The sequence below is a fragment of the Streptomyces sp. JNUCC 63 genome, assembly GCF_054366325.1.
The window spans coordinates 7223537-7247714 of sequence record NZ_CM135963.1 but is presented as its reverse complement, the minus strand read 5'-3'; the positions used below and the strand labels follow the sequence as shown (position 1 = coordinate 7247714).

The following is a 24178-nucleotide window of genomic DNA, read 5'->3' as shown; positions in this document are numbered from 1 at the left end:
CAATGGGAGCGCTCGTGGCAGCGGACAGGGAATTCTGGAGCGAAGTGCTGACCGCCGGCGGTTGTACCGCCGTTCCGCGGTGGGTGCGCGAGCCGGTGGCCGGTGTGGCCGAGCACGAGGAGACCGTCCCGGCGGACACGGCTCGGGCGGTGTGCGCTCTGGCGGCGGAGCTGGATGTGCCGGTGAGCGCGGTGCTGCTGGCCGCCCATGCCAAGGTGCTGGCCGCGCTGTCGGGTGAGCGGGAGGTGGTGACCGGATGTGTCACGGGGCCCGGGCGCGGCCCGCTGCCCTGCCGGTTGACCGTCGCGCCGCGGTCGTGGCGCCGGCTGGTGCTCGACGCCCACCGCGCCGAGGCGGACCTGATCACCCACCGGGACTTCCCGGTCGGCGAGTTGCGCCGGGAACTGGGGCTGACGGAACGGTCGTACGAGGTCGTCTTCGATCCCGCGGACGCCGGGTGCGACCTGCCCGGGGAGGCGGTGCTGCGGGTGGCGTTCGGCGGGTGGGACGGGCGGACGGCGCTGCGGCTGCGGTATCGCACGGACGCTCTGGACGCCGAGGCCGCGACCCGTGTCGGCGGCTACCACCTGGCCGCGCTGCGGCTGATGACGGCCGACGCGGACGCCGAGCACGCCGGGCAGAGCCTGCTGTCGCCCGAGGAGGTGCGCCACCAGCTGGAGGAGCTGGCCGGACCCCACCGGGAGCTGCCGCCGGCCCGGGCGCACGAAATCTTCGAGGAACGGGTGCGGGAGCGCCCGGACGCGGTGGCCGCGGTGCACGGGGAGCGCTCGTGGACGTACGGGGAGCTGAACGCGCGGGCCAACAGGCTGGCGCGGGCGCTGCTGGCGCGCGGTCTGGGCCGGGAGGACGTGGTGGCCGTGGTCACCGAGCGCGACCTCGACTGGCTGGCCGCGGTGCTGGCGGTGTTCAAGGCCGGCGGCGTCTACTTGCCGATCGAGCCGCACTTCCCGGCCGGCCGTATCGCGGCGACGCTCTCCCGCGCCGGGTGCCGGCTGGTGCTGACCGAGCCGGGCAGCACCGGCACTCTCGACGAGGCCCTGGCCACGCTGCCGGCGAAGACCGAGAAGCTGCTCGTCGAGACGGCGTACGCCGAGGAGCACGCCGACGGGGACCTCGGTGTGGAGGTCTTGCCCGACCAGCTGGCGTACATCTACTTCACCTCCGGTTCCACCGGCGAGCCGAAGGGGGCGATGTGCGAGCACGCGGGCATGCTCAACCATCTGTACGCCAAGATCGACGACTTGGGGATCGGTCCCGGCCGGGTGGTGGCGCAGACGGCTCCGCAGTGTTTCGACATCTCGCTGTGGCAGCTGATCGCCGGGCTGCTGGTGGGCGGGCGGACCCTGCTGGTCGAGCAGGACGCGATCGTGGACGTGGAACGGTTCGTCGACACACTGGTGCGCGGCCGGGTCGCGGTGGCGCAGATCGTGCCCTCCTATCTGGAGGTGGTGGCGTCGTATCTGGAGCGGCACCCGCGCGAACTGCCCGACCTGGCCTGCGTGTCGGTGACCGGCGAGGCGCTGAAGCGGGAGCTCGTGCAGCGCTGGTTCGCCCTCCAGCCGGGCATCAAGCTGGTCAACGCCTACGGGCTGACGGAGACTTCGGACGACACCAACCACGAGGTGATGGACGCGGTGCCGGACCGGGTGCTGCTGGGGCGCCCGGTCAACAACGTACGTGTCCACGTCGTCGACGAGCAGCTGTCGCTGGTGCCGCTCGGCGCCCCGGGGCTGATCGCGTTCTCCGGGGTGTGCGTGGGACGCGGGTACGTCAACGATCCCGAGCGGACCCGTGAGGCCTACCGCACGGACCCGTACCGGCCGGGCGAGCGGCTCTACCTGGGCGGCGACTGGGGGCGCTGGCACCCCGGCGGGAAGCTGGAGTTCCTCGGCCGCCGGGACAGCCAGGTGAAGATCCGCGGGTTCCGTATCGAGATCGGTGAGATCGAGAACACCCTGCTGCGGGTGCCCGGAGTCCGGGACGGCGCGGTGGTCGTCGCCGAACTGGCGGGTCGCAGCACGCACTTGATCGCCTTCTACACCGGCCGGCGCCTGCAGCCGGAGGAGCTGCGGCAGGCGCTCGGCGCCGCGCTCCCCGCGTACATGGTTCCGTCCGCCTTCCACTGGCAGGAGACGCTGCCGCTGACCGCCAACGGCAAGATCAACCGCAAGGTGCTGACCGCGCTGGCCGAACAGAGCGCGCCGGGGACGGAGGGTGATGCCGGGGAACACGGCGACGCGCCGCGCACCCCGACCGAGCGCAGGCTGGCGGCCGCCTGGGCCGAACTGCTGGGCCTGGCCCCGCACACGATCGGCCGGCGGGACCACTTCTTCGACCTCGGCGGCACCTCGCTGTCGGCGGTGAAGCTCACCATCGCCCTGAACCGCGCGGTGTCCCTGAAGGACATCACCCGGCACCCGGTGCTCGCCGAACTGGCCGCACGTCTCGACGGCACGGCCCGCCGGCGCCCGGAGCTGCTCCAGCCGCTGTCGGCACTGGACGGTACGCCGGAGTGCGCGCTGGTGTGCTTCCCGTACGCGGGCGGCAACGCGGTCAACTTCCAGCCGATGGCGAGCGCCCTGGCCGGCAGCGGCCTCGCCGTGTACGCCGTGGATCTGCCCGGACACGACCTGGCCGCCGCCGAGGAACCGTTCGCGCCGCTGGAGCAGGTGGTGGGGCGGGTCGCCGCCGAGATCGCCGGGCGCGGCCTGAAGCGGGTCATGCTGTGGGGCCACTCCTCCGGTGCCGCGCCCGCCGTGGAGACGGCCCGGGCGCTGCCCGGGCACGGGGTCGAGGTGACGCGGTTGTTCCTCGGCGCGCAGCTTCTCGGCACCGCTGCCGAACGGCGCGCCATGATCACCGAGTTGACGCGGCGGAGCAACGCCGAGATCGTCGCCGGGCTGGGCGCGGACAGCGGCTACAGCGAGCTCGGCGAGCTGAACGCGGAGCACGCCGAGCACATCGGCGCCGCCTACCGGCACGACTGCGTCTGTGCGCACCGCTGCCTGGCCGACGCCCTGGAGGGTCCGCCGGCGGTGAGACTGGCGGCGCCGGTCACCGTGGTCGTCGCCGCCGACGACGCGAACACCGCGGAGTTCCGCGACCGCTGGCAGGACTGGGAACTGCTGGCCGAGCAGGTGGACCTGCACGAACTCGTCGACGGCGGTCACTACTTCCTGCGCACCCGCCCCGCCGAGGCCGCACGGGTCGTCCTGGGCGCCGCCGAACTGCTGGCCTCCTCCTGAACACCCCCGAGGCTCGTCCGGGCCTTCTTGGTGACGAACGAAAGGAAACCGAGATGTCGTTCTCGTCCCCGGCGTCGGTGCTGGAGGCGGAGCTGCGGCCCGACCGGCCGCCCGTCCTGCACCTGGAGACCCCTGTGGACGCGGTCGGGTGGGCGGCCGAGCACCGCGAGGCGCTGCGCGCCCAGGTCACCGAGCACGGAGCGCTGCTCGTGCGCGGCCTGGGCCTGCGGGAGCCGGACCGGATCGCCGCCGTCTTCGCGGAACTGGGCGGCCCGCTCATGGCGGAACGGGAGGCCTTCGCTCCCCGGGAGTCCCACGGTCCGGGGCTGTACTCCTCCACCGCCTGGCCGGCCAACCAGCCCATGTGCATGCACCACGAGCTGAGTTACGCCCTCGAGGTCCCCGGTCTGATGCTCTTCGCGTGCCCGGTCCCGCCCGCCGAGGGCGGAGCGACCGCCGTGGCCGACGCGGAGGCCGTGCTCAAGGCGCTGCCCGCCGAGCTGACCGAGCGGTTCGAGCGCGAGGGCTGGCTGCTGACCCGCAGCTACAACGACGAGATCGGGGCGTCGCTCGTAGAGTCGTTCGGCACCGACGACCGCGAGACCGTGGAGAACTACTGCCGCGCCCACGCCATCGACTTCGCCTGGCAGCCCGACGGCGCCCTGCGCACCCGGCAGCGCCGCGCCGCCGTGGTACGGCATCCGGTCACCGGCCGGCGCTGCTGGTTCAACCAGATCGCCTTCCTCAACGAGTGGACGCTGGCCCCGGAGGTGCGCGAGTACCTGGTGGACGAGTACGGCGAGGACGGGCTGCCGTTCAACACCCGCTTCGGGGACGGCGGTCCGATCGGTGAGGACGTCGTCCAGCTGCTCAACGCGACCTACGAGGAGCACACCCGGCGCGAGCCCTGGCAGGCCGGCGATCTGATGCTGGTCGACAACATCCGTACGGCGCACAGCAGAGAGGCCTTCACCGGCGACCGTCAGGTGCTGGTCGCCATGGCCGAGCCGCAGCGCCCGGCCGAGTACGGCCCCGACCCGAAGGGAAACCGGCGATGACCCCTGTGACCTCCCCCACCACCGAACCGGCCGCCTCCCACCCGGGCCCGGTGCCGTCCTTCGCGGTGATCTCCGGCGCCCAGGTCCAAAAGGCGCTCGAGGGGCGCGAGAAGGAGCTCGTTCACCTGGTCGAGGCGACCTACCGGCTGCACGGCGCCGGCGAGACGGTGAACCCGCCGTCGTACTTCCTGCGCTTCCCCGACCGCCCCACGTCCCGGATCATCGCGCTGCCGGCCTCGGTCGGCGGGCCGGTGCACGTGGACGGCCTGAAGTGGATCTCCAGCTTCCCGGCCAACGTCTCCTCCGGTCTGCCCCGGGCGTCGGCGGTCCTGGTCCTCAACGACCACGACACGGGCTACCCGTTCGCCTGCCTGGAGAGCTCCATCATCAGCGCCACCAGAACGGCGGCGTCCGCCGCGCTGGCCGCGGACTGGCTCACCCGCAACCGGTCCCGCCCCACCCGGGTGGGCTTCTTCGGCACGGGTCTGATCGCCCGCTACATCCACACGTTCCTGACCGGCACGGGCTTCGTCTTCGACAGCGTCGGGGTGTACGACCTGTCGGCCGACAGCGCCGCCGGGTTCTGCGGCCATCTGCAGCAGGCCGGTGGAGCCGGGCAGGCCGCGGACATCACCGTGCACGACAGCGCCGAGGAGCTGATCCGCTCCAGCGACCTGGTGGTCTTCGCGACGATCGCCTCGGAGCCGCACGTCACCGACCCGGCCTGGTTCACCCACCATCCGGTCGTGCTGCATGTGTCGCTGCGCGACCTCGCCCCGCAGGTGCTGCTCGCCTCGGCCAACTTCGTCGACGACGTCGAGCACTGCCTGAAGGCCGGCACCTCGCCCCATCTGACCGAGCAGCTCACCGGCGGCCGGGCCTTCCTGGACGGCACCCTCGACGACGTCATGACCGGGCGGGTGGAGCCGCGCACCGACCGGCCGGTGGTCTTCTCGCCCTTCGGCCTCGGAGTCCTCGACCTCGCCGTCGGCAAGTACGTCTACGACGCGGTGGCCCGCGCCGGAAACCTCCACGTCATCGACGACTTCTTCCATGAGCTGCGCCGATACGGCTGAACGTCCCCCTCGGCCCAGGCATCAGGAGGCCAGCGTGCCCGTCATCTCCGCTCCCCACGCCTTCAACGAAGGTCAGCTCTACGTCGACCTGCGGTCCATCTTCGGACGCTCGCTCTACCTGAAGTGCGAGGGCTTCAACTTCGCCGGCTCGATCAAACTGAAGGCCGCGATAGAAATGGTGGAGGCCGCGGAGCGGGAGGGGCTGCTGAAGCCCGGCTCGATCCTGATCGAGTCCTCGTCGGGGAACCTGGGCGTGGCGCTCAGCATGATCGCGGCCAGCAAGGGCTACCGGTTCCTGTGCGTGACGGACTCCCGCTGCAACCTGTCGGCCAGGCTGCTGATGGAGGCACTGGGCAGCGACGTGCACGTCATCGCCGACCTCGACGCCAACGGCGGGTTCCTCGGCGCGCGCATCGACTACGTACGCGGGCTGTGCGCCTCGGACGAGCGGTACGTCTGGCTCAGCCAGTACACCAACCCGGGCAACTGGAGAGCGCACTACCGCAGGACGGCCCCGGAGATCGTCCGGCAGTTCCCGCGGCTGGACGTGCTGTTCGTCGGCGCGGGCACCACCGGCACGCTGATGGGGTGCGCGCGCTACTTCCGCGAGTGGCACCGGCCGGTGCGGATCGTCGCGGTGGACACCGTCGGCTCGGTGGCCTTCGGCGGCACGCCGGGCCGCCGGATGATCCCCGGCCTGGGCATGAGCATGCGCCCGCCGCTGCTCGACGAGTCCTACGTCGACGAGGTGATCCAGGTGGAGGAGGCGGACACCATCCGCGCCTGCCACCGGCTGGCCCGGCGCGGGTTCCTGTTCGGCGGCTCCACCGGGACGGTGGTCAGCGGCGCGATGGACTGGCTGTCCCGGAACGGGACACGTGACCTGACCGCGGTGGCCATCGCCCCGGACCTCGGCGAGCGCTACCTCGACACGATCTACCAGTCCACCTGGCTGGAGGACCTGTACGGCGACCAGATCCTCGCCCCGCGGGACGACCCGCAGGAGGTCGCCGCGGGCTCCTCGGGCACCGAGCCCCGTCCGCAGCGGACTTCGGAGCGACGCGAGGCGTAGTGCGGCGCCGGCGCCGACGGCACACGGCCGCTGTTCGCCGGCGCCGCCGACGCCCGTCAGCTCGACGCGCCGCGCAGTTCGGACAGCGTGGCCGCGGTCAGCGGCCGCGGGGCGCTGTCGGGGTCGACCAGGACGACCGTGCAGGTGGCCGCGTGGGTGAGGGCGGTGGTGAAACTGCCGTCGGCGAACTGGGCGAGGGGGCCACGCGGCGAGCGGCCGACCGCCACCGTGCGGGCGCCCATCTCGCCGGCGTGCCGGGCCAGGGCGCGGCCGGCGGCCGCGTGGTCGCCGACGCTGGTGAGGATCTGACCGGTCGCGGCGATGCCCTGGGCGGCGAGGCGGTCGAGGTGGGCGGTGACGGTGGCGCGGGCCTGGTCGAGGTCCTCGGCGTCGACGGCCTGTTCCTCGACGACGGCGGTCTGCTGGACGTGGACGACCTCCAGGGGACTGCCGGTGTCCCGGGCGAGCCGTGCCGCGGTGTCGACGATCACGGCGGCCCCGTCGTGGGCACCGACGGCGACGATCACGGGAGGCATGGTGGTGCTCGGCATACCGCCGACGGGCGTGAGCGTCGGCGCGACGGGTTCTCCCTCACCGGTGTGCGCCTCGGCCTGCTTGAGCAGCCGGTGGCCGCTGGCCAGCACCGGGATGGCGAGGACGAAGGTGGCGGCGCCGAGGTAGAAGGGGACGCTCAGGTCGGTGGCGTCGGCGAGCTTGCCGGCGACGTAGGGGGCAAGACCGCCGCCGATGAACCGCACGAAGCCGTAGGCGGAGGAGGCGACGGGCCGCTCGACCGGAGAGACGAGCATGACGGCCTGGGTGGTGAGGGTGTTGTTGATGCCGATGAAGGCGCCGCTGACGACGACCGCGACGATCACCACGGTGGGAGTGGCGACGCCGGCGGCGATGACGGCCATCACGACGCCGAGGCCCAGGAGGTTGGCGTAGAGCACGGGAGCGGTGCCGTAGCGGGCCTGCAGGCGCGGGGCGAAGAAGACGCTGAACGCGGCCACGAGCAGGCCCCAGCCGGTGAAGACCAGGCCGAGTTGGTGCGCGCCCAGCTCCATGGGGTACGGCGCGTAGCCGAGCATGGTGAAGAAGCCCCAGTTGTAGAGCAGGGCCATGATGCCCATGGTCAGCAGGCCGCGGTGGCGCAGCGCCTTGAGGGGGGCGAGGGGCGAGGTGCGGCGTTCGGGCTTCGGCAGGGGCGGGACGAAGACCAGGGTGGCGACGAGTGCGATGGCCATGAGGACGGCGACCCCGAAGAAGGGGCCGCGCCAGCTGATGGCGCCCAGCTCGCCGCCGAGCAGCGGGCCGACGGCGATGCCGAGGCCGAGCGCGGCCTCGTAGAGGATGATCGCGCCGCCGAAGCCGCCGCTGGCGGAGGCGACGATCACGGCCAGGGAGGTGGCGATGAACAGGGCGTTGCCCAGCCCCCAGCCGGCGCGGAAGCCGACGATGCCGTCGATGGAGCCCGACGTGCCGGCGAGCGCGGAGAAGACGACGATGACGGCCAGGCCTATGACGAGGGTGCGCTTGGCGCCGAAGCGGCCGGCGAACCAGCCGACGATCAGCATCGCCACGGCGGTGACGATCAGATAGCTGCTGAACAGCAGGGAGACCTGGCTGGGTGAGGCGTGCAGGCTCTCGGCCAGGGCGGGCAGGATCGGGTCGACCAGGCCGATGCCCATGAACGAGATGACACAGGCGAACGCGACGGCCCAGACGGCCTTCGGCTGCTTGAAAGGGCTGGCAGCCTTTCCTTGCGGTGCACTCATGTGCGCTTCTCTTCCGGAAGAGTTGACGGTGGGGACGGGTCAGGAACGCGCGGTACGGTCCTGGATCGCGCGGGCCAGGGCCGACAACGCGACCTTCACCGCGTGCTGTTCGGCCTCGGGCAGTTCCTCGACGAGCTGTTTCAGGGCCCGGGCGCGTTCGGCGCGCCGCCGCCGGAAGAGCTCCAGACCGGAGTCGGTGGCCTCCACCAGCACGCCCCGGCCGTCGCTGTGGTCCGCGGTGCGCCGTACCAGGCCCGATCGCTCCAGCCGGGTCACGAGCTGGGTCATGCCCGGCTGGGACACGCCTTCCGCCCTGGCCAGCTCGGTCAGCCGGTGCGGGCCCTCGCGACTCAGCCGGGCCAGCGCCGAGGAGGCGGCGGTGCTCAGGCCGCCCGTGGTGGCGCTGCGGCGTACGTAGCGGACCATCTGCTCGACGGCGATGATCAGGTCCTCGGGCGGCGCGTCGGAGCGTGCCGGGCCCATAACCCGCTTATGCATAGGTGCATTATGCATTTAGGTGTAGGACGAAACAAGATCCCGGGGTGCGGGGGCCCGGAAGTTCGTCCGGAAGAGATGCGCGCGGACGCGTCCAGGCCGACCGGGCGGGCCGGTCGGCCTGGATGTCGCGTTCGGTCGTGCTCGGCCGGGATCAGGCGAGGTCGAACCGGTCGAGGTTCATGACCTTGACCCATGCCGCGACGAAGTCCTTGACGAACTTCTCCTTGGCGTCGTCGCTCGCGTAGACCTCCGCGAGCGCGCGCAGCTCGGAGTTCGACCCGAAGACCAGGTCGGCACGGCTGCCCGCCCACTTGACCTCGCCGGTGGCGGCGTCACGGCCCTCGAAGGCGGTGGCGTCCTCGGACGTCGCCTTCCAGGTGGTGCCCAGGTCCAGCAGGTTGACGAAGAAGTCGTTGGTCAGCACGCCGGGGGTCCGGGTGAGGACACCGAGCTGCGACTGCTGGTGGTTCGCGCCGAGGACCCGCAGGCCGCCGACGAGGACCGTCATCTCCGGGGCGCTCAGGGTCAGCAGGTTCGCCCGGTCGAGCAGCAGGTACTCCGCCGGGAGGCGGTTGCCCTTGCCGAGGTGGTTGCGGAACCCGTCGGCGGTCGGCTCGAGCGCCGCGAACGACTCCACGTCGGTCTGCTCCTGCGAGGCGTCCACGCGGCCCGGCGTGAAGGGCACCTCGATCTCGAACCCGCCCTCCTTGGCGGCCCGTTCGACGGCCGCGCCGCCGGCGAGCACGATCAGGTCGGCGAGCGAGACCCGCTTGCCGCCGGTCTGGGCGGCGTTGAAGGACTCCTGGATCCGCTCCAGGGTGCGCAGCACCGTCGCCAGCTCGTCGGGGTCGTTGACCTCCCATCCGTTCTGCGGCTGCAGGCGGATGCGGGCGCCGTTGGCACCGCCGCGCTTGTCGCTGCCGCGGAAAGTGGAGGCCGACGCCCAGGCGGTGGACACCAGCTGGGGCACCGACAGACCGGAGTCGAGGAGCTGGACCTTGAGGGCGGCGACGTCCTCGGCGTCGATCTGCTCGTACGTCGCCTCGGGCAGCGGGTCCTGCCACAGCAGGGTCTCGGTGGGGACCTCCGGGCCGAGGTAGCGCGCGACCGGGCCCATGTCGCGGTGGGTCAGTTTGAACCACGCGCGCGCGAAGGCATCGGCGAACTCGTCCTGGTTCTCCATGAAGCGCCGCGAGATCTGCTCGTAGGCCGGGTCGACCCTGAGCGCCAGGTCGGTCGTCAGCATCGTCGGGGCGTGGCGCTTGGACGGGTCGTGGGCGTCGGGGACGGTCCCGGCGCCGGCGCCGTCCTTCGGCCGCCACTGGTGGGCGCCGGCCGGGCTCTTGAACAGCTCCCACTCGTAGCCGAACAGGATCTGGAAGAAGCTGTTGTCCCAGGTGGTCGGGGTGTCCGTCCAGATGCCCTCGAGACCGCTGGTGATCGTGTCGCCGCCCTTGCCGGTGCCGTAGGTGCTCCGCCAGCCCAGGCCCTGCTCCTCCATCGAGGCGGCCTCGGGGGCGGGGCCGACCTGGTCGGCCGGGCCCGCGCCATGGGTCTTGCCGAAGGTGTGACCGCCGGCGATCAGGGCGACGGTCTCCTCGTCGTTCATCGCCATCCGGCGGAACGTCTCGCGGATGTCGCGGGCCGCGGCGAGCGGGTCCGGATTGCCGTTCGGGCCCTCGGGGTTGACGTAGATGAGGCCCATCTGGACCGCGCCGAGCGGGTTCTCCAGCTCGCGGTCGCCGGTGTAGCGCTCGTCACCGAGCCAGGTCGACTCGGGACCCCAGTAGACGTCCTCCTCCGGCTCCCACACGTCCTCGCGGCCACCGGCGTAGCCGAAGGTCTTGAAGCCCATGGACTCCAGGGCGACATTGCCGGCGAGGACCAGCAGGTCGGCCCACGAGAGCTTCTGGCCGTACTTCTTCTTCACCGGCCAGAGCAGACGGCGGGCCTTGTCGAGGTTTCCGTTGTCCGGCCAGCTGTTGAGCGGCGCGAAGCGCTGCTGGCCGGCCCCGGCGCCGCCGCGGCCGTCGCTGATCCGGTAGGTGCCGGCGCTGTGCCACGCCATGCGGACGATGAACGGGCCGTAGTGGCCGAAGTCGGCCGGCCACCAGTCCTGCGAGGTGGTCAGCACCTCGGCGATGTCCCGCTTCACGGCCGGGAGGTCGAGGCTCTGGAACGCCTCGGCGTAGTCGAACTCCTCACCGAGCGGGTTGGCCACGGCGGGGTTCTTGGCGAGGATCTTCAGATTGAGCCGCTCCGGCCACCACTGGCGGTTTCCGCCACCCTGGGTCGGGTGCGGTGCGCGCCCGTGCGCGACCGGGCAGCCACCTGCGCCCTCCGTCTTCGCGTCGGTGACGATTGCATCGGGGTTCTCGGACATGAACTTCCTTCCGGGCTGGGCGGATCGCGAGCTCAGGTACTGCCGGAGGTGGAACAGCCGGGGCACAGGCCCCAGTAGGTGACCTCGGCCTCGTCTATCGAGAAGCCGTGGTCCTCGGACGCGGTCAGGCAGGGCGCGTCACCGGCGGCGCAGTCGACGTCGGCGACGGCACCGCACGAACGGCACACGACGTGGTGGTGGTTGTCCCCGACGCGCCCCTCGAACCGGGCCGGGCTGCCGGCCGGTTCGATACGGCGCACGAGCCCCGCGGCGGTGAACGCGTGCAGGGCCTCGTACACGGCCTGGAGGGAGACATGGCCCACGCGCTCACGCACGCCGGAGGCGATCGCCTCGACACCGAGGTGATCACCGTCCCGCACGGTCTCGAGCAGTGCGACGCGCGCGGCTGTCACCCGCAGGCCGGCGCCACGCAGCTCCTCGGCGGTGGACGGGGTCCGAGGTCCGGTCATGGCGCAGAACCTACGCGGCAGACACGAACGGCTCAAGAAAGCGAACAGACAAAGTTTGGAGGGGCAGGTCAGTGACATCCGTCACGCCGAACGCCGCAACTAGGCGTACGGGGTAGTAGACGGCACTTTGCCGACATGCATCATTTGTCCGGATTGATGGAGCCGTACATCGCGGCGGGCTCGCAGGGCCGCCCATCCGCTCGATGTACTCGCCGGTATCTCGCGCACAGCGCGCATCTGACGGGGTGACGGTATTTCGCGCAGCGAACAGGAGCCGGGACAGCACGTCCTCGTCCACCTTCGCAAGAGCCGCCGGTACATACGAAGCAAAGTAGTAGCAAAGCATTTTGCGTTCACTGTGAAGCCGTCCCAACAATGACCATCCGCAGGACATCGCCGCAGGTCAGCTGCGTTCGGCGATCACCTAGTGAGGTCACGCATGGGCAAGCACCGCAAGAAGCAGAGTTACCGTCGCATAGTCGTCGCCGCCATCGCCGTGGGCGCCGTGGGCGCGCCGTCCGTCGCCCTGGCCTGTGGCGACTGGCGGGAGAGCGGAGGAAGCCGGTACCCCGGCGACGGGAACCAGGCACCGGTCTCGGCGCCGTGGAAGACTCCGGCCGCTACGAGCACTCCGGCCACCACCGACCCGAACCCCTGGACCAAGCCCCAGAAGCCCAGGACCACCGACCCGAACCCCTGGACCACGACCCAGAAGCCCAGGGCCGCCGCGCCATGGCACACGGGAAGGACCACGGCTCCCGAGCCCAGGCCGACCCCGTCCACCGGCACGCCGAGCACCGCTCCCTCCGCTCCCCCCACCTCCGCCGCCCCCACGCCGCCGAGCACGCCGACGCCCACCGCCACGGCGTCCGGTACCACCGCACGCGTCGTGGAACTCGTCAACTCCGAGCGTGCCAAGGCCGGTTGCTCGCCCCTGACGGTGAACGCGACGCTGACCAAGGCCGCACAGACGCACAGCGATGACATGGCGTCCCACCGGAACATGTCGCACACCGGGTCCGACGGCTCCTCCCCGGGCGACCGGATCACCCGCGCCGGCTACAACTGGCGCACCTACGGCGAGAACGTCGCCTACGGTTACAGCACTCCGGAGCAGGTGATGGCCGGCTGGATGTCCAGCCCCGGCCACAAGGCCAACATCCTCAACTGCTCGTTCAAGGAGATCGGCGTCGGTCTCGCCCAGCCCGGCGACTACTGGACCCAGGACTTCGGCGCCTCCCGGTAGGAGTCGCCCCGCCCTGCCGGTGCCGTCCGTTTCGGCACGGCGGCTCGCGGGCAGGGTTCCGACAGCGTGGTCCCGGTCCAAGGGCCTGGGAAGGGGGAGCGCGGCGGTGCCTGACCATGTGCGGACGGCGGACGGGCGGCGATTACGGGTCGAGGTCTCGGGGGATCCGCACGGACGCCCGGTGTTCCTCCTGCACGGCATGCCGGGCAGCAGGGTGGGCCCCAGGCCCCGGTCCATGTTCCTGTACCAGCGCGGCGCCCGCCTGATCAGCTACGACCGGCCCGGCTACGGCGGCTCGGACCGTCGGCCGGGCCGCCGGGTGGCGGACGTCGTCCAGGACGTGGCCGTCGTCGCCGACGCCCTGGAGCTGGACCGGTTCGCGGTGGCCGGCCGCTCCGGCGGCGCCCCGCACGCCCTGGCCTGCGCCGCGCTGCTGCCCGACCGGGTGACGAGGGCCGCCGCATTGGTGGGCCTCGCACCGCGGAACGCGGAGGGCCTGGACTGGTTCGCGGGCATGGCGCCGTCCAACGTCACCGAGTTCCGTACGGCGTTCACCGATCCGGAGCGGTTCGCGGCCGGGATCATCCCGCGCTCCGCGCGCATCCGCGACGACCCCGCCCGGCTGCTGGAGGAGCTGCGCGGCGTCCTCACCGCCGACGACCGGCTGATCGTCTCCGACAACACCGTCCGCTCGATGCTTCTGCGCAACTACCGCGAGGCACTGCGCACGTCCCCCTACGGCTGGATCGACGACGCGCTGGCCCTCACCGGGCCGTGGGGTTTCGATCCGGCCCGGATCCGGGTGCCCGTGCTGCTGTGGCACGGCGCGCAGGACGTCTTCTCCCCGGCCTCGCACTCGGCCTGGCTCGCCGACCGCATCCCGCGCGCCACGGCCGTCCTGGAGGCCGACGCGGCCCACTTCGCCGCCCTGCGCGCGCTGCCGGAGGTGCTGAACTGGCTGCTTGCCGACTGACCGTTCCTGGGCAGTGAGCGGAAGTGAGTCCGCTCACTGGCGCGCCCCGAACGGTAGTTGGGCGCACTGGTCGTCCTCCGCGACCGGAGGTCGCTGATGGATGCTGCCGCGTCCCGGGCGGCGACACGGATCGTGTCCGTGGTCCGGGCCGGGCGGGCGGAGTCCCTCACGACCTGGCCTGTAGGAGCGGCCAGAGGCGACGGGGAGGCCCTGAACCATCTCTCTGGTGGAGCAGGGGCCCCGCACGCCGGCACCGCACCCGGCGTCCCAGATCGCACAGCCACGTTACTCCGACCGGCCCAGCACACCGCAAGCCTGCCAGCCGACCATCACACGATCGAGCTAAACCGGCCTTATACACGCTCCTTAGCGAGCAGTTGCCAACCCCGTCACACCGCCAGCGGCTCCAGGTCCCGGTAGATGCGCTGCTCCCGGGTGGCCAGCCGGGTGATGCCGTTGTCCTCGCCGAGCAGCCGCCGCAGCTCCGTCAGCGCCTCGTCCCGCAGCAGCCGTCCCTCGGCCTCGCGGCCCAGCGTCCGCAGCGTGAGCGAGTGGTTGGCGGCCACGGCCAGGCTCTCGGGGTGGTGGTCGCCCAGGACGACGCGCAGCACGGTCAGCGCCCGCTCCTCACGGACCCGGGTTTCGTCCAGCCGGCCCTGGGAGAACAGGACGTTGGCGTAGTTCACACTGGCGAACAGGGTGTGCGGGTGCTCCTCGCCGAGCACCTCTGTCATGCGCGACAGCACCTTGAGGAACACCGCCTCGGCCTCCTCCAGGTCGCCGCAGCCCCAGTGGAAGATACCGAGGTTGTTCAGCGTGGCCTGGGTATAGGGGTGGGCCTCGCCCGGCACCTTCACGTACTCGGCGAGCGCCTCCAGGGCCACCTCGCGCGCGGCCTCCCGCTCGTCCGCCGCGAACAGGTCGGCCGCCATGTTCAAGTCGCAGGCCAGCGAGTCCGGCGTCGGCGCCTCGTACTGCGCCCGGTACTGGGCCCGGGTGGTCGTCGTCAGCCGGTGGCCGTCCTCGAACTGGCCGTTCCGGCGCAACGACACCGCCAGCGACTTGGCGCAGCGCAGCGTGCCGGGGAACTCCTTGCCCAGGATGCGTTTGTGGGCGTCGTAGGCCCGCGACAGCATCGTCACCGACTCCGCGTACCGGCCCACCTCCCTCAGGTCGCGGCCCAGGCTCTCCGCGGAGGCCAGCGTGTAGGGGTGGTCGGGCCCCAGGACGTCCATGCGCCGGTCCAGGGTGTCCTGGTCGATCCTGCGGGCCTCGCCGTACTTGCCGACCATGCGCAGCGCGAGGGCGAGGTTGTTGGCCGCGCTGAGGGTACGCCGGTGGGACTCGTGGAAGATCTGGCTGAATCCGTTGTACGCCTGCTCGGCGAGCTCCACCGACCTCCGGTACTCGCCGAGCGCCGCGAGGTCGCTGGCGAGCGAGGACATGGTGACGTACGTGTGCGGGTGCGAGGGGCTGAGCACGCGGCTCTGCCGCTCGAGCAGTTCCTCGTCGATGGCCCGGGCCTCCACGTAACGCCCCTGGGAGCGCAGTACGTTGGCGAGCTGGCAGCGCAGGTAGAGGTACTGCACGTCGTCCTCGCCGAGCACCGGCCTCCAGTGCTCGAGCAGGTCCTCGGCGAGCCGTCTGGCGGCGGGGAAGTCGCCGCGCTTCCACTGGTAGCGGACCCGGTCGATGAGCAGCCGGCGGGTCTCGGCCGCGTGGCAGCTGCGGACGTCGGAGGCAGCCAGATGCGGCCAGATGATGGCGAACCGGGGCCAGGTCTCGGGGTCGTCGATGGGTTCGTCGCCGTCGGGCCGGGCGCCGGCCAGGACGGTGTGCACCACGTGCCGGGTCTCCCGCTGTTCCTCCTCGGACATCTGGGAACGGATCACGGCCTGGACCAGGCGGTGCACCTGGATGCTGCTGGTCTTCTGGTCGACCTTGGCGAGCGCGAACCGGCCGATCTCGCGGATGATCCGGCCGAGCAGCAGACTCTCCTGGAGCGCGGGGTCGTAGGGTTTGAGCGCTTCGATCATCTCCTTGCTGTAGAGCAGCTGCGCGGAGATGGGCTCGGGGGCGAGGAAGGCGCACAGCTGGAGCAGCCGGACCGCGGCCCGTGAGCGTTTCTCCATCCGGGCGATCGACACGTTCCAGGTGGCGGCGACGGTCTTCGGGTAGTCGGAGGGCTGGTTGAGGGCGAGCACCTCGGTGGTCTGCCTGGCCAGTTGCCGCAGGTAGTCCTCGATCGGGGTGGCGGTCTCCGCGAGCCATGCCGCCGCCTGCTCGACCGCCAGCGGCAGGTCGCCGACGGCCTCCGCCACCCGGGCGGCGTCCTCGGCGGCCAGTCCCCCGTCGGTGCGCCGGGTCAGGTGCTCGATGCTCTCCTCGCGCAGGAAGACGTCGATCTGCTCGGACGCGCCGTGTTGCGACCAGGTCTGGTTGCGGGAGGTGACGAGGATGTGCCCGCCGCCGCCCTTGGGGAAGTAGCGGGCCAGCTGGGCCGGGTCGTCGGCGTTGTCGAAGACCAGGATCCAGCGTTTGCTCGGCAGCCCGCGCGACAGCCGGTGCACGGTCTCCTGGCAGGCCAGCGTGATGTCCTCGCCGCCGGGCACGCCGATCAGGGCGCCGAGTTCGGCGAGTGAGGCGACGACGTCGTCGGCGTGCTCGGCGGACGTCCACCACACCAGGTCGTAGTCGGCCATGAAGCGGTGCACGTACTCGGTGGCGAGCTGGGTCTTGCCCACTCCGCCGAGCCCGAACAGCGCCTGCGGCTGCGGCGGTCCGGAGGTGCTGCCGAGCTGGTCGCGGACGCGTTCCAGGATCATGTTGCGCCCGGTGAAGGTGGTGTTGCGCTGCGGCGCGTTCCAGATCGCCGGCGTGTTGCCGGGGAAGCGGGGCGCCGTGGGCGCGGACTCCACCGGCAGCAGGGGAAGTTCCAGGGTGCGCAGCAGGGCGGCCACGCACTGCGCCTCGTCGAGCCGGTGCAGGTCGACGAACGACTCCGGGAGCTGCTGCACCTCGTCGACCCGCAGCGCGACCACCGGGGGTCGAGCAGCGTTCGCGGAGGGGTCGGTGAGGAACCGCCAGACGGAGTCGGCATAGCGGGACTTCTCGAAGGCCTTCGACAGCAGCACCAGGGTGCGGGCGGCCGGGTCGGCCGGACCGGCGGAGATGTCGTGCAGGGTGACCTCGCAGCCGGCCCGCCTGAGCAGGTACCTGACCCAGTCGGCCCACGTCCGGTTCTCCGCGGCGTACGTCACCAGGAAGGCGGCCGCACTGATCGGCGGCCGGCGCCTGAGGTAGGCGTCGCGGCAGCGCAGCCGCACCGCCTCGGGAATCGGCGGCAGCGAGGTGACCTCGCGGTCGGAGATGACGGCGGTCAGCCGTTCGAAGGCGGACAGCAGCGAGTTGGCGATGCCGCTCTCGTCGCCGACGGTGGCGAGGGTCTCCTCGTAGGCGTAGTACGGCCGGTAGGGGATCTCCACGTTGCCCCAGTAGGCGCTGAGCTCCTGGGGGGTCAGCGTCTGGCCGTCGATCCCCTTGGGCAGTCCCTCGAACCGCATCCGGGCCAGCGCCCGTCCCGCGTCGACCTTCTCCTTCTCGCCCTCGTCGATGCGCATCGGCACCGGCAGCACCCGGATGCGGCGCGGCCGGTAGCCCTCCTCGATGCTGCGGGCCACCGCCGCGGCACCCTCCAGCGCCTGGTCGCTCAGCGTGAAGCAGTCCACCAGCACGTCCGGCATCTGCATGGTGCAGATGTCCGCGTTGTCCGACAGACCCGTGCGACTGTCGATCAGGACGTAGTCGTACGTCGCCTTCATGTCGGCGCGCAGCGCGTTGAGGAACTTCCCGCCGCCCAGGCGCTCGTAGAAGTTGTCCCACTCGAAGGAGGTCACCCTCGTCGAGTACGCCCGGTCCTGGCGGCCCGCGGAGAGGAAGTCCAGCGAGCCGCCGTCCGGGAAGCGCAGGTCGAAGCGTTCGGGGCGGATGGAGAGGGCGTGCTGTTCGACCTGCGCGTAGGGCAGGTGCCAGTCGTCGGGGCGCTCGGGGGTGCCCGTGGTCGCGGCCCAGGCGTAGTCCTCGATGATGTTGATGACGCCCGAGGTGGCCGCCAGCGCCTCGGGGTCCAGGAACGGGTGGAAGAAACGGTGCAGGCCGGGAGCTTCGAGGTCCCAGTCGACGGCCAGGACGCGCTTTCCGTTGGCGGCCAGGATCCAGGCCGTGTTGGCCAGGGCCATCGTGCGCCCGGTGCCGCCCTTGTACGAGTAGAAGGTGATGATGCGTCCGTCCCGCGCGGCCGTCATGCTTCTCCTCCGGTGTCGGGTCCGCCTGCCGGGTCCGGCGGCTGGATGGGGCCCATCAGGCGGGGCCTGGGTACGTGCGGGCCGGGCGGCGGATGGGCCTCGGCGTGCTTGAGGTACTGCCGGGTGGTGTGCGCCACGACGGCCGGGAGCACGTCGGTGAAGACCTTCAGGGTGGGCACACCATTGACCGCGATCCGGCTGTTGGTGCGTCTGCCGCGCTCCAGGATCAGCGGCAGGGTGCGTTCGAGTTCGGCGGTCAGCCGCCTGCCCTCCTCGCCGTGGCACTGCAGGTCGGCGCGGTTCCACGGCACGATGGCGCTGATCCAGGGGAGCGAGGTGCGGTCGAACGCCTCGAGCCGACTCCGCCGTTCACGGTCGGTGAGCGCCCAGCGGTCCACCAGGAGGATGCCCGGACGGCCCGCCGCCTTGCCCTCCTGGCCCGCGCCGGCCTCCCCGGGGCCGTGGATGTCATCGTCGTCGAAGGAGGAGACGGTGATCCGGTAGTCCAACGAGCGGATCAGCTCCTGGGCGAGCACGGGCAGCGGCCGTGTCGACTCCGAGTGGTACGGGTTCCAGTCCTGCGGGTCGTCGCCGTACGGGCCGGCGTTCCGGTGCTCCGGGATGGTGTCCCGGGTGGGCGCGGCCACCGTCAGGTGGATGTGCCGGGGTCCCTCGCCACGCGGCCGGAACGCGCTCGGCGTGTGCTCGTAGTCGCGAGGCCGGCTGGGCGGCAGCGAGGTCTGCTCGGCGACCTGGACGATCCGCTGGGCGAGCGTGAGCACGGTCTCCTCGTACTCGTCCCGCAGTCGGCTGAGCTTGATCAGCCCATAGATGCCGTTGGTCGCGTACCGCTCACCGAAGGTGGCGTGGTCGAGGTGCATGTGCCTTACGGAGTCCGGCAGTTGGGCGAAGTCGACGCGGGTCCACAGCGCGGGCACGATGGCGGAGACCTCCATGCCGTCGACGGCCTTGACGTGCACCTGTCGCTCGTGGAACGCGTACCACTCCCGGCCGCACATCTCGCTGGTGAAGTAGCGCCGGGAGAGCAGCGGTACGAACACCCGGCAGCGGGCGAGGTTCTCGCTGAGCTTCTGCGGCCAGCCGTCGCCGGAACTCATCTCCCGATCCATGAAGCCGACGGACGCACCGGCGGGCAGGTCGGTGAGCGCCATGATGTGGTCGCACAGGTCCTGGTACAGCACGTGCACCCAGTGGTCGGGATCGCCGCCACCGGGCCCCACGCGCGGTGTGTGGGCATAGCTGAGGAAGAAGTAGGGCTGGTCGTCCGGAGCCCTCCCCCGTTCCCTTCCGGGTACGTCCAACACGTCCCCCTGCCCGCTGTCACACCCGCGCTCGCGCGGTCACCCGACCGGAGTCAACAATGTGCCCGACGACCGCCCCGTGCGGGCCGCTTGTTTCACGCCAATCGATGAGCGACATCTGGACAGTTGGCTCATTGCGTCGTCGACGGCGGGCCGCATCCGGAAGAGCACGACCGCTCGTCCCGACCATTCCCGCCGTACGAGGAGATCACTCGGCAGCCGCTGCCCGACGGCCGCGAAGTCACCGTCGTCCAGGGCCGCGTCCTCGTACGAGATCCAGTTGCCCCTGTTTCCGGTCACGCACCGGTAGGTACGCCGGGGCGGGGGCGGGGTCATCCGGTACTCGGCGAGATGGAATGCGCTGCACGCCTCGAACCCCACGCGCAGCAGCATGACCTGGGCGTCCGCCTCGTACAGCCGGGCCAGCGGGGAGCGCTCTCCGAGGTGGCAGTGCGGATGGTGCCCGTCGAGCAACTCGGTCGCCCGCGGCCCGAGTCCGGCCAGCGAGGTCTGCGGATGGGCACTGCGCACGGCACCGGGCGTGGTCCGTACGCACTCGGCGAGGGCGCCCATCGTCGGGCAGGGCGTGGCATGCGGCTCGAAGGGGGGCATCGCCTCCCTGAACGCGCGCACGTCCTGCTCGTCCAGGCCCTCGATGAGGGCCTGGTGGGCGCGGGAGGTGTCGGAGTTCTCCGGGGTGAAGGCGGGCACGACGAGAGTGCCGTCGCGACCGAGCGCGGCGAGCAGCGCGTCACGCACCCGCTCGGGGGCCGTGCCGGTGCCGCGGAGCGAAGCGTGCACCATGAGGACACCGCCGCGGCGAATGCCCAGCTCACCGAGGGTTGTGCAGAGTTCCCGGGCCTCAGACACGCCGACCGCCCATCCGCACGGCGGCCCTGTCCGCGCGCGACTCGGCCACCAGGACGGCACCGGCCCCGGTCAGGGTACCGCCGGGCGGGACGGGCGCTACGGGAGCGTCGGTGCGGTCTCTGTGCAACTCCCCTGGAGATTCACTGAGCTCCTCGGTCTCAGCATGCCGGTCGCCCGTCCACGCTGCCCACTCCGCGCGCGACTCGGCCACCAGAACGGCACCGGTCTCGGTCAGGTCGCCCGCGGGTGGGCCGGACAGCTCTGTCAGGGCCTGCCCCGCCTGCTCCAGCGCCCGGGCGGCCTCGCGCGTTCCGGGGCCGTGGTACGCGGCGTCGCCGAGCGCCTCGACGGCCTCGGTGAGGAGGCGGCCGGCCCAGGTGCCCGGTACGTTCAGGTCCGTCGTCTCCCGCAGAGCGGCCAGCCGGGCACGTCGGCCCAGGCGTGGCAATTCGCGTGCGATCTCGGCGGGTTCGGCGTCAAGGGCCACCCCCGGGGCACCGAGCCGGTCGGTGTCCAGCCGTACTCCGGCGCCTGCGGCGAGCGGGGTGACGACGTCGGCGCGCAGCGCGTTGAGGTCGCCCGGCCCGCCGGGATCGCGCTCGGCCAGGAGCCGGTGGGCGGTACGCAGCCGCTCCCCGAACGCGGCCAGGGCCGGCGGGTCCAGCGGATCGGTGACGGCGGCGCCGTAGCGGGCACGCCAGGGGTCGGCGTCGTCGATGAGCAGCGGCTCCGGGCCGCCCACGTCCACGGAGGTCAGCGGCCGCCACCGGGAGGGGTGTTCATCGTCGCTCACCGTGAGACCGGTGCCGTCGGACATGCGGACGGCGAATCCCCGAGCGTGCACCGTGACCTCGACGCGCCCCGGGGTGGGCAGGGTCAGCGTACCGAGCGTCGGCAGGTGCAGTGCCGGATCGGGGTGGGCCCAAGACAGGCGCAGGGGCACGCGGGCGTGGACGGCCACGGCCACCGCGGTGGCGGCGAGGCGGGCGGTGATGACGGGGTCGGACGCGGTGTGCCGCAGCGAGGCGCGCAGATGGCTGTGGGACAGGACCCTATCGAGGTGGGCGGCGGTGTCGTCGGCGGCGTCCAGCCGGAGCAGAGCCTGCCAGGCCTCATCCCAGTCCGGTTGTCCGGCCAGCCGTTCACCCGCGTGGACGAGCAGGTCGCGGTCCTGTCTGAGCCGGGCGAACCGCAGCTCGCCGGCGTCGCGGACGCCTGGGGTCAGGGCGCGCTCGGTGATCCGCTCCGCGATGCCCTCGACGAGGGCGCGCAGGTCGGCACAGAAGACCGAGGGATTGTCGAACATACGCTCGCTGCTGTAGCGGTGCGCGTAAAGGCCGCCGCCGCAGGACTCCACGACCGGGCAGCGCCGGCACGTCTCGGCGACGCCCTGAATGCCGAGCCGGCGGGCCTGTACACCGGGGTGCCGGGAGACCTCCTCGAAGCCATGGCGGAAGACGTCGTATCCGGTGGCGGGGGCGCCGTCGTAGGCGGTCTTGAGAGAGTCGGCCTGCTCGAAGGTCCCGTCCGTCTCCACGACCGCCAGGTCGGACGGCGCGAGCCCCATGGCCTCGGTCAGGCTGGGCCCGCCGCGCAGCGTGCTCAGCACCGAGTCGAAGGTCCTGACCGGCACCTTCCGGCCCTGCTCCTGCCAGCGGTCGAAGATCGCCAGCAGCCAGTCGGCGTACGGGACCGGGGAGCCCGAGGAGCCGCGGGGCGGCGGGTTGTCCCAGGTGGAGTGGGGCAGGAGGTAGTCGATCCGGGGCGGGTCCAGCGCGGTGAGCGCGTCGTGGACGGCGACGGGGTCGTTGGCCACGTCCACCGTGCACAGCAGCCCGCCGAACAGGTGGCGGTACTCGGGCTCGCGCAGCAGGCCGACGGCGCGCAGAACGCGGTCGTAGCTGCTGCGGCCACGGCGGTCGAGGCGGTGCCGGTCGTTGGCGACGCGGTCGCCGTCGAGCGAGATTCCCACGCGGACGTCGAATTCCCTGAACACATCGAGGTGACGTCTGCTCAGCTGTACGCCGTTGGTGTGGATGCCCAGATCGAGTGCGCCGACCGCGCCCACCACGGCACTGAGTTCGGCGCAGATGGCGCGGATCCGGGCAGGTCCCGCGAGAAGGGGTTCGCCTCCGTGGAGGATCACGGTGACCGACTCCGGTCGGCGTAACTGAGCGTAGTCCGCAAGCCGACGCGCGACCTGCGCGACCGTCTCGTGGGCGATGACGACGGGCCGCGCCTTCCAGCTCTTGTCCGCGTGCTCGTAGACGTAGCAGTGGTCGCACGCCAGATCACAACGACTATGGATCTTGAGTACGAGTTGCTGGAGTGGAATGTCCGCGGGGTCGCTCATGCGCGAGAGGCTATCGCGAACAGCCATCCCAACTACCTTACTCTACCGCCAATTTCCCTGCTGTCACCAGAGATTGACCGGCAAGGGTTACGCCAACGGGTGGGGGGAAGGAGCGGGCCGCGTCTGGTGTGGTGTCGGGCGCGGCCCGCCGTGCGTCGCGTGAGTCCGGAGCGCTTCGTGTGAGTTCAGAGCGCGGAGTTGAACGTGACCGGCTTCGCGGGACGTCGGCCCGCGGCTTCCATGACCCGGGCGGCCGTCCTGGCGGCGTCGCGGGGGTCGATCGCCGCCAGCGGGGTGAGCCGTCGGTGCGGCGCGGGACCGGCGGCCGGTCCACTCTCGGCGATCACCTGTGCGTTCATCGTGCTGTTGTCTCCTTCCAGGGGAACCGGCTTGTCCCCGGCCCCAACAGGACCAGAGGTCCGGTGCCGTGGTCCTTGGCCGGACCACCGAGAAAGGGACAGCGCGGGTTTAGGCGGACGATACCTCAGGCTCGGGCCCGCAGGATGGCCTTGCGGGCCGTTCGCGTCCATACTCTGAACCTTCGGGGTGAGCGACGACTTCGGGGGTGGTCGATGAGCACCGCTGTTCCGGGTCCCAGCACGACGTTGACCGACCGTGACCTGCCGCCCCTGTTCCGCACAAGTGATCAGTGGGCGATCGCCCGTCAGAGTGAATCCTTCCGCGCCGTCCGCACACAGCTGGTCGTCCTGCTGCTCGGCACCGCGGCCGCCATGCTGGCGGAACGCCTCGACAGCCACATCCCCGCGGCCTTCGCCGCGGTGCTGTACGCGCTGAGCATCGCCATGGGCCTGCACACCTCCCGGCGCCGCGCCCGCGCCCGCTGGCAGGCGCACCGGGCCGTCGCCGAACTGTCGAAGTCCCTGGCCTGGCAGTACATGGTGCACGGCGGCCCCTTCCACTCCCGGGTGCCCAACCCCGACGCGCTGTTCGCCGAGCGCCTGGAGGAGCGGCTGCGGGAGTTGCGCAAGGTCGGCTGGCAGGACGCGCGCAACGGGGCCGAGACCCGGGGCGCGGGGCAGATCACCCCGGCCATGCGGGCGGTGCGGGCCAAACCCTTCGACGTACGCCGGGACATCTATCTGCGCGACCGGCTCCTGGAGCAGCACGCCTGGTACAAGCGCCGGGCCGCCCAGGCGCACCGGGCGGCCATGCACTGGTCGTCCATCACGGCCCTGCTGACCCTGCTCGCCCTGGTCGCGGCCGTGCTGCGGGCCGCCGGCGTGATCGGGGGCTGGGACCTGACCGGCCTGTTCAGCGCGGCCGCGGCGGCGGGCGTGGCCTGGCAGGAGGTACGGCGGCACCGGCCGCTCACCTACGCGCACTCGCTCGTCGAGCAGGACCTGGACACCCTGCGGGTGGCGATGACCACCACGGTGACCGAGGACGGCTGGGCCGAGGCGGTGGCCGAGGCGGAGCGGCTGGTGTCCCCGCAGCACTCGGACTGGCTGGGCACGTTCGGAAGGTGACGGTGCGACAGCCGGGGCAGGC

16 protein-coding genes are annotated in these 24178 nt (G+C 71.7%); 7 read left to right on the top strand and 9 right to left on the bottom strand.

The annotated features are described in order from the left end of the window. Positions 1 to 2 precede the first annotated feature (2 nt). The 4 genes from ACX25U_RS33465 to sbnA are packed head-to-tail and all read left to right on the top strand — an operon-like array spanning position 3 to position 6472. Positions 3 to 3266, top strand: coding sequence for a non-ribosomal peptide synthetase (locus ACX25U_RS33465; protein WP_454385601.1), 3264 nt, complete (start codon positions 3 to 5; stop codon positions 3264 to 3266). A gap of 53 nt (positions 3267 to 3319) precedes the next feature. Next, positions 3320 to 4324, top strand: a complete 1005-nt coding sequence (locus ACX25U_RS33460; RefSeq protein WP_454385599.1) for a TauD/TfdA family dioxygenase — start codon at positions 3320 to 3322, stop codon at positions 4322 to 4324. Then, positions 4321 to 5400, top strand: coding sequence for a 2,3-diaminopropionate biosynthesis protein SbnB (sbnB, locus tag ACX25U_RS33455; protein WP_454385597.1), 1080 nt, complete (start codon positions 4321 to 4323; stop codon positions 5398 to 5400). Before ACX25U_RS33460 ends, sbnB begins: the two co-directional genes overlap by 4 nt. Before the next feature lie 34 nt (positions 5401 to 5434). Next, positions 5435 to 6472, top strand: coding sequence for a 2,3-diaminopropionate biosynthesis protein SbnA (sbnA, locus tag ACX25U_RS33450; RefSeq protein WP_454385595.1), 1038 nt, complete (start codon positions 5435 to 5437; stop codon positions 6470 to 6472). Positions 6473 to 6528: 56 nt separating this feature from the next. Here the strand turns inward: sbnA and ACX25U_RS33445 are convergent, their stop codons facing one another. From ACX25U_RS33445 to ACX25U_RS33430, 4 genes are all read right to left on the bottom strand, one after another. Further along, entirely contained in the window at positions 6529 to 8250 is a 1722-nt protein-coding gene (locus ACX25U_RS33445) for an MFS transporter (RefSeq protein ID WP_454385594.1), read from the bottom strand. 39 nt (positions 8251 to 8289) lie between these two features. Then, the gene (locus ACX25U_RS33440; RefSeq protein WP_454385592.1) at positions 8290 to 8748 is read right to left on the bottom strand and encodes a MarR family winged helix-turn-helix transcriptional regulator; all 459 of its coding nucleotides are present in this window, start codon (positions 8746 to 8748) and stop codon (positions 8290 to 8292) included. Positions 8749 to 8899: 151 nt separating this feature from the next. Next, on the bottom strand, positions 8900 to 11131 hold the full coding sequence (katG, locus tag ACX25U_RS33435) for a catalase/peroxidase HPI (RefSeq protein WP_454385591.1): 2232 nt from the start codon (positions 11129 to 11131) through the stop codon (positions 8900 to 8902). 32 nt (positions 11132 to 11163) lie between these two features. Next, complete coding sequence (locus tag ACX25U_RS33430) at positions 11164 to 11601, bottom strand: Fur family transcriptional regulator (RefSeq protein ID WP_454385589.1); 438 nt, start codon at positions 11599 to 11601, stop codon at positions 11164 to 11166. A gap of 439 nt (positions 11602 to 12040) precedes the next feature. Between ACX25U_RS33430 and ACX25U_RS33425 the strand changes: the two genes are divergently transcribed. Together ACX25U_RS33425 and ACX25U_RS33420 are read left to right on the top strand one after the other, a co-directional pair. After that, positions 12041 to 12847 (top strand): CAP domain-containing protein, encoded by an 807-nt coding sequence (locus tag ACX25U_RS33425; RefSeq protein WP_454385587.1) that lies wholly within the window; start codon positions 12041 to 12043, stop codon positions 12845 to 12847. Between the two features lie 106 nt (positions 12848 to 12953). Then, positions 12954 to 13820, top strand: coding sequence for an alpha/beta fold hydrolase (locus ACX25U_RS33420; protein ID WP_454385585.1), 867 nt, complete (start codon positions 12954 to 12956; stop codon positions 13818 to 13820). Between the two features lie 389 nt (positions 13821 to 14209). Here ACX25U_RS33420 and fxsT read toward each other — a convergent pair whose 3' ends face one another. The 5 genes from fxsT to ACX25U_RS33395 all read right to left on the bottom strand — a co-directional run bounded on the left by fxsT (position 14210) and on the right by ACX25U_RS33395 (position 23028). Beyond that, positions 14210 to 18124, bottom strand: a complete 3915-nt coding sequence (gene fxsT, locus ACX25U_RS33415; RefSeq protein ID WP_454385583.1) for an FxSxx-COOH system tetratricopeptide repeat protein — start codon at positions 18122 to 18124, stop codon at positions 14210 to 14212. Continuing rightward, positions 18121 to 19446, bottom strand: a complete 1326-nt coding sequence (locus tag ACX25U_RS33410; RefSeq protein WP_454385581.1) for a TIR-like protein FxsC — start codon at positions 19444 to 19446, stop codon at positions 18121 to 18123. The genes fxsT and ACX25U_RS33410 overlap by 4 nt, the downstream gene beginning before the upstream one ends. Before the next feature lie 39 nt (positions 19447 to 19485). After that, positions 19486 to 20250: an AAC(3) family N-acetyltransferase gene (locus ACX25U_RS33405; protein ID WP_454385580.1), complete on the bottom strand. Its 765-nt coding sequence runs from the start codon at positions 20248 to 20250 to the stop codon at positions 19486 to 19488. A 58-nt stretch (positions 20251 to 20308) separates the two neighbouring features. Beyond that, entirely contained in the window at positions 20309 to 22669 is a 2361-nt protein-coding gene (gene fxsBH, locus ACX25U_RS33400) for a radical SAM/SPASM protein FxsBH, inactivated beta-hydroxylase extension form (protein WP_454385578.1), read from the bottom strand. Positions 22670 to 22854: 185 nt separating this feature from the next. After that, positions 22855 to 23028, bottom strand: coding sequence for a hypothetical protein (locus ACX25U_RS33395; RefSeq protein ID WP_454385577.1), 174 nt, complete (start codon positions 23026 to 23028; stop codon positions 22855 to 22857). Positions 23029 to 23241: 213 nt separating this feature from the next. Between ACX25U_RS33395 and ACX25U_RS33390 the strand changes: the two genes are divergently transcribed. Then, positions 23242 to 24156: a DUF4231 domain-containing protein gene (locus tag ACX25U_RS33390; protein WP_454385575.1), complete on the top strand. Its 915-nt coding sequence runs from the start codon at positions 23242 to 23244 to the stop codon at positions 24154 to 24156. Positions 24157 to 24178 lie beyond the last annotated feature (22 nt).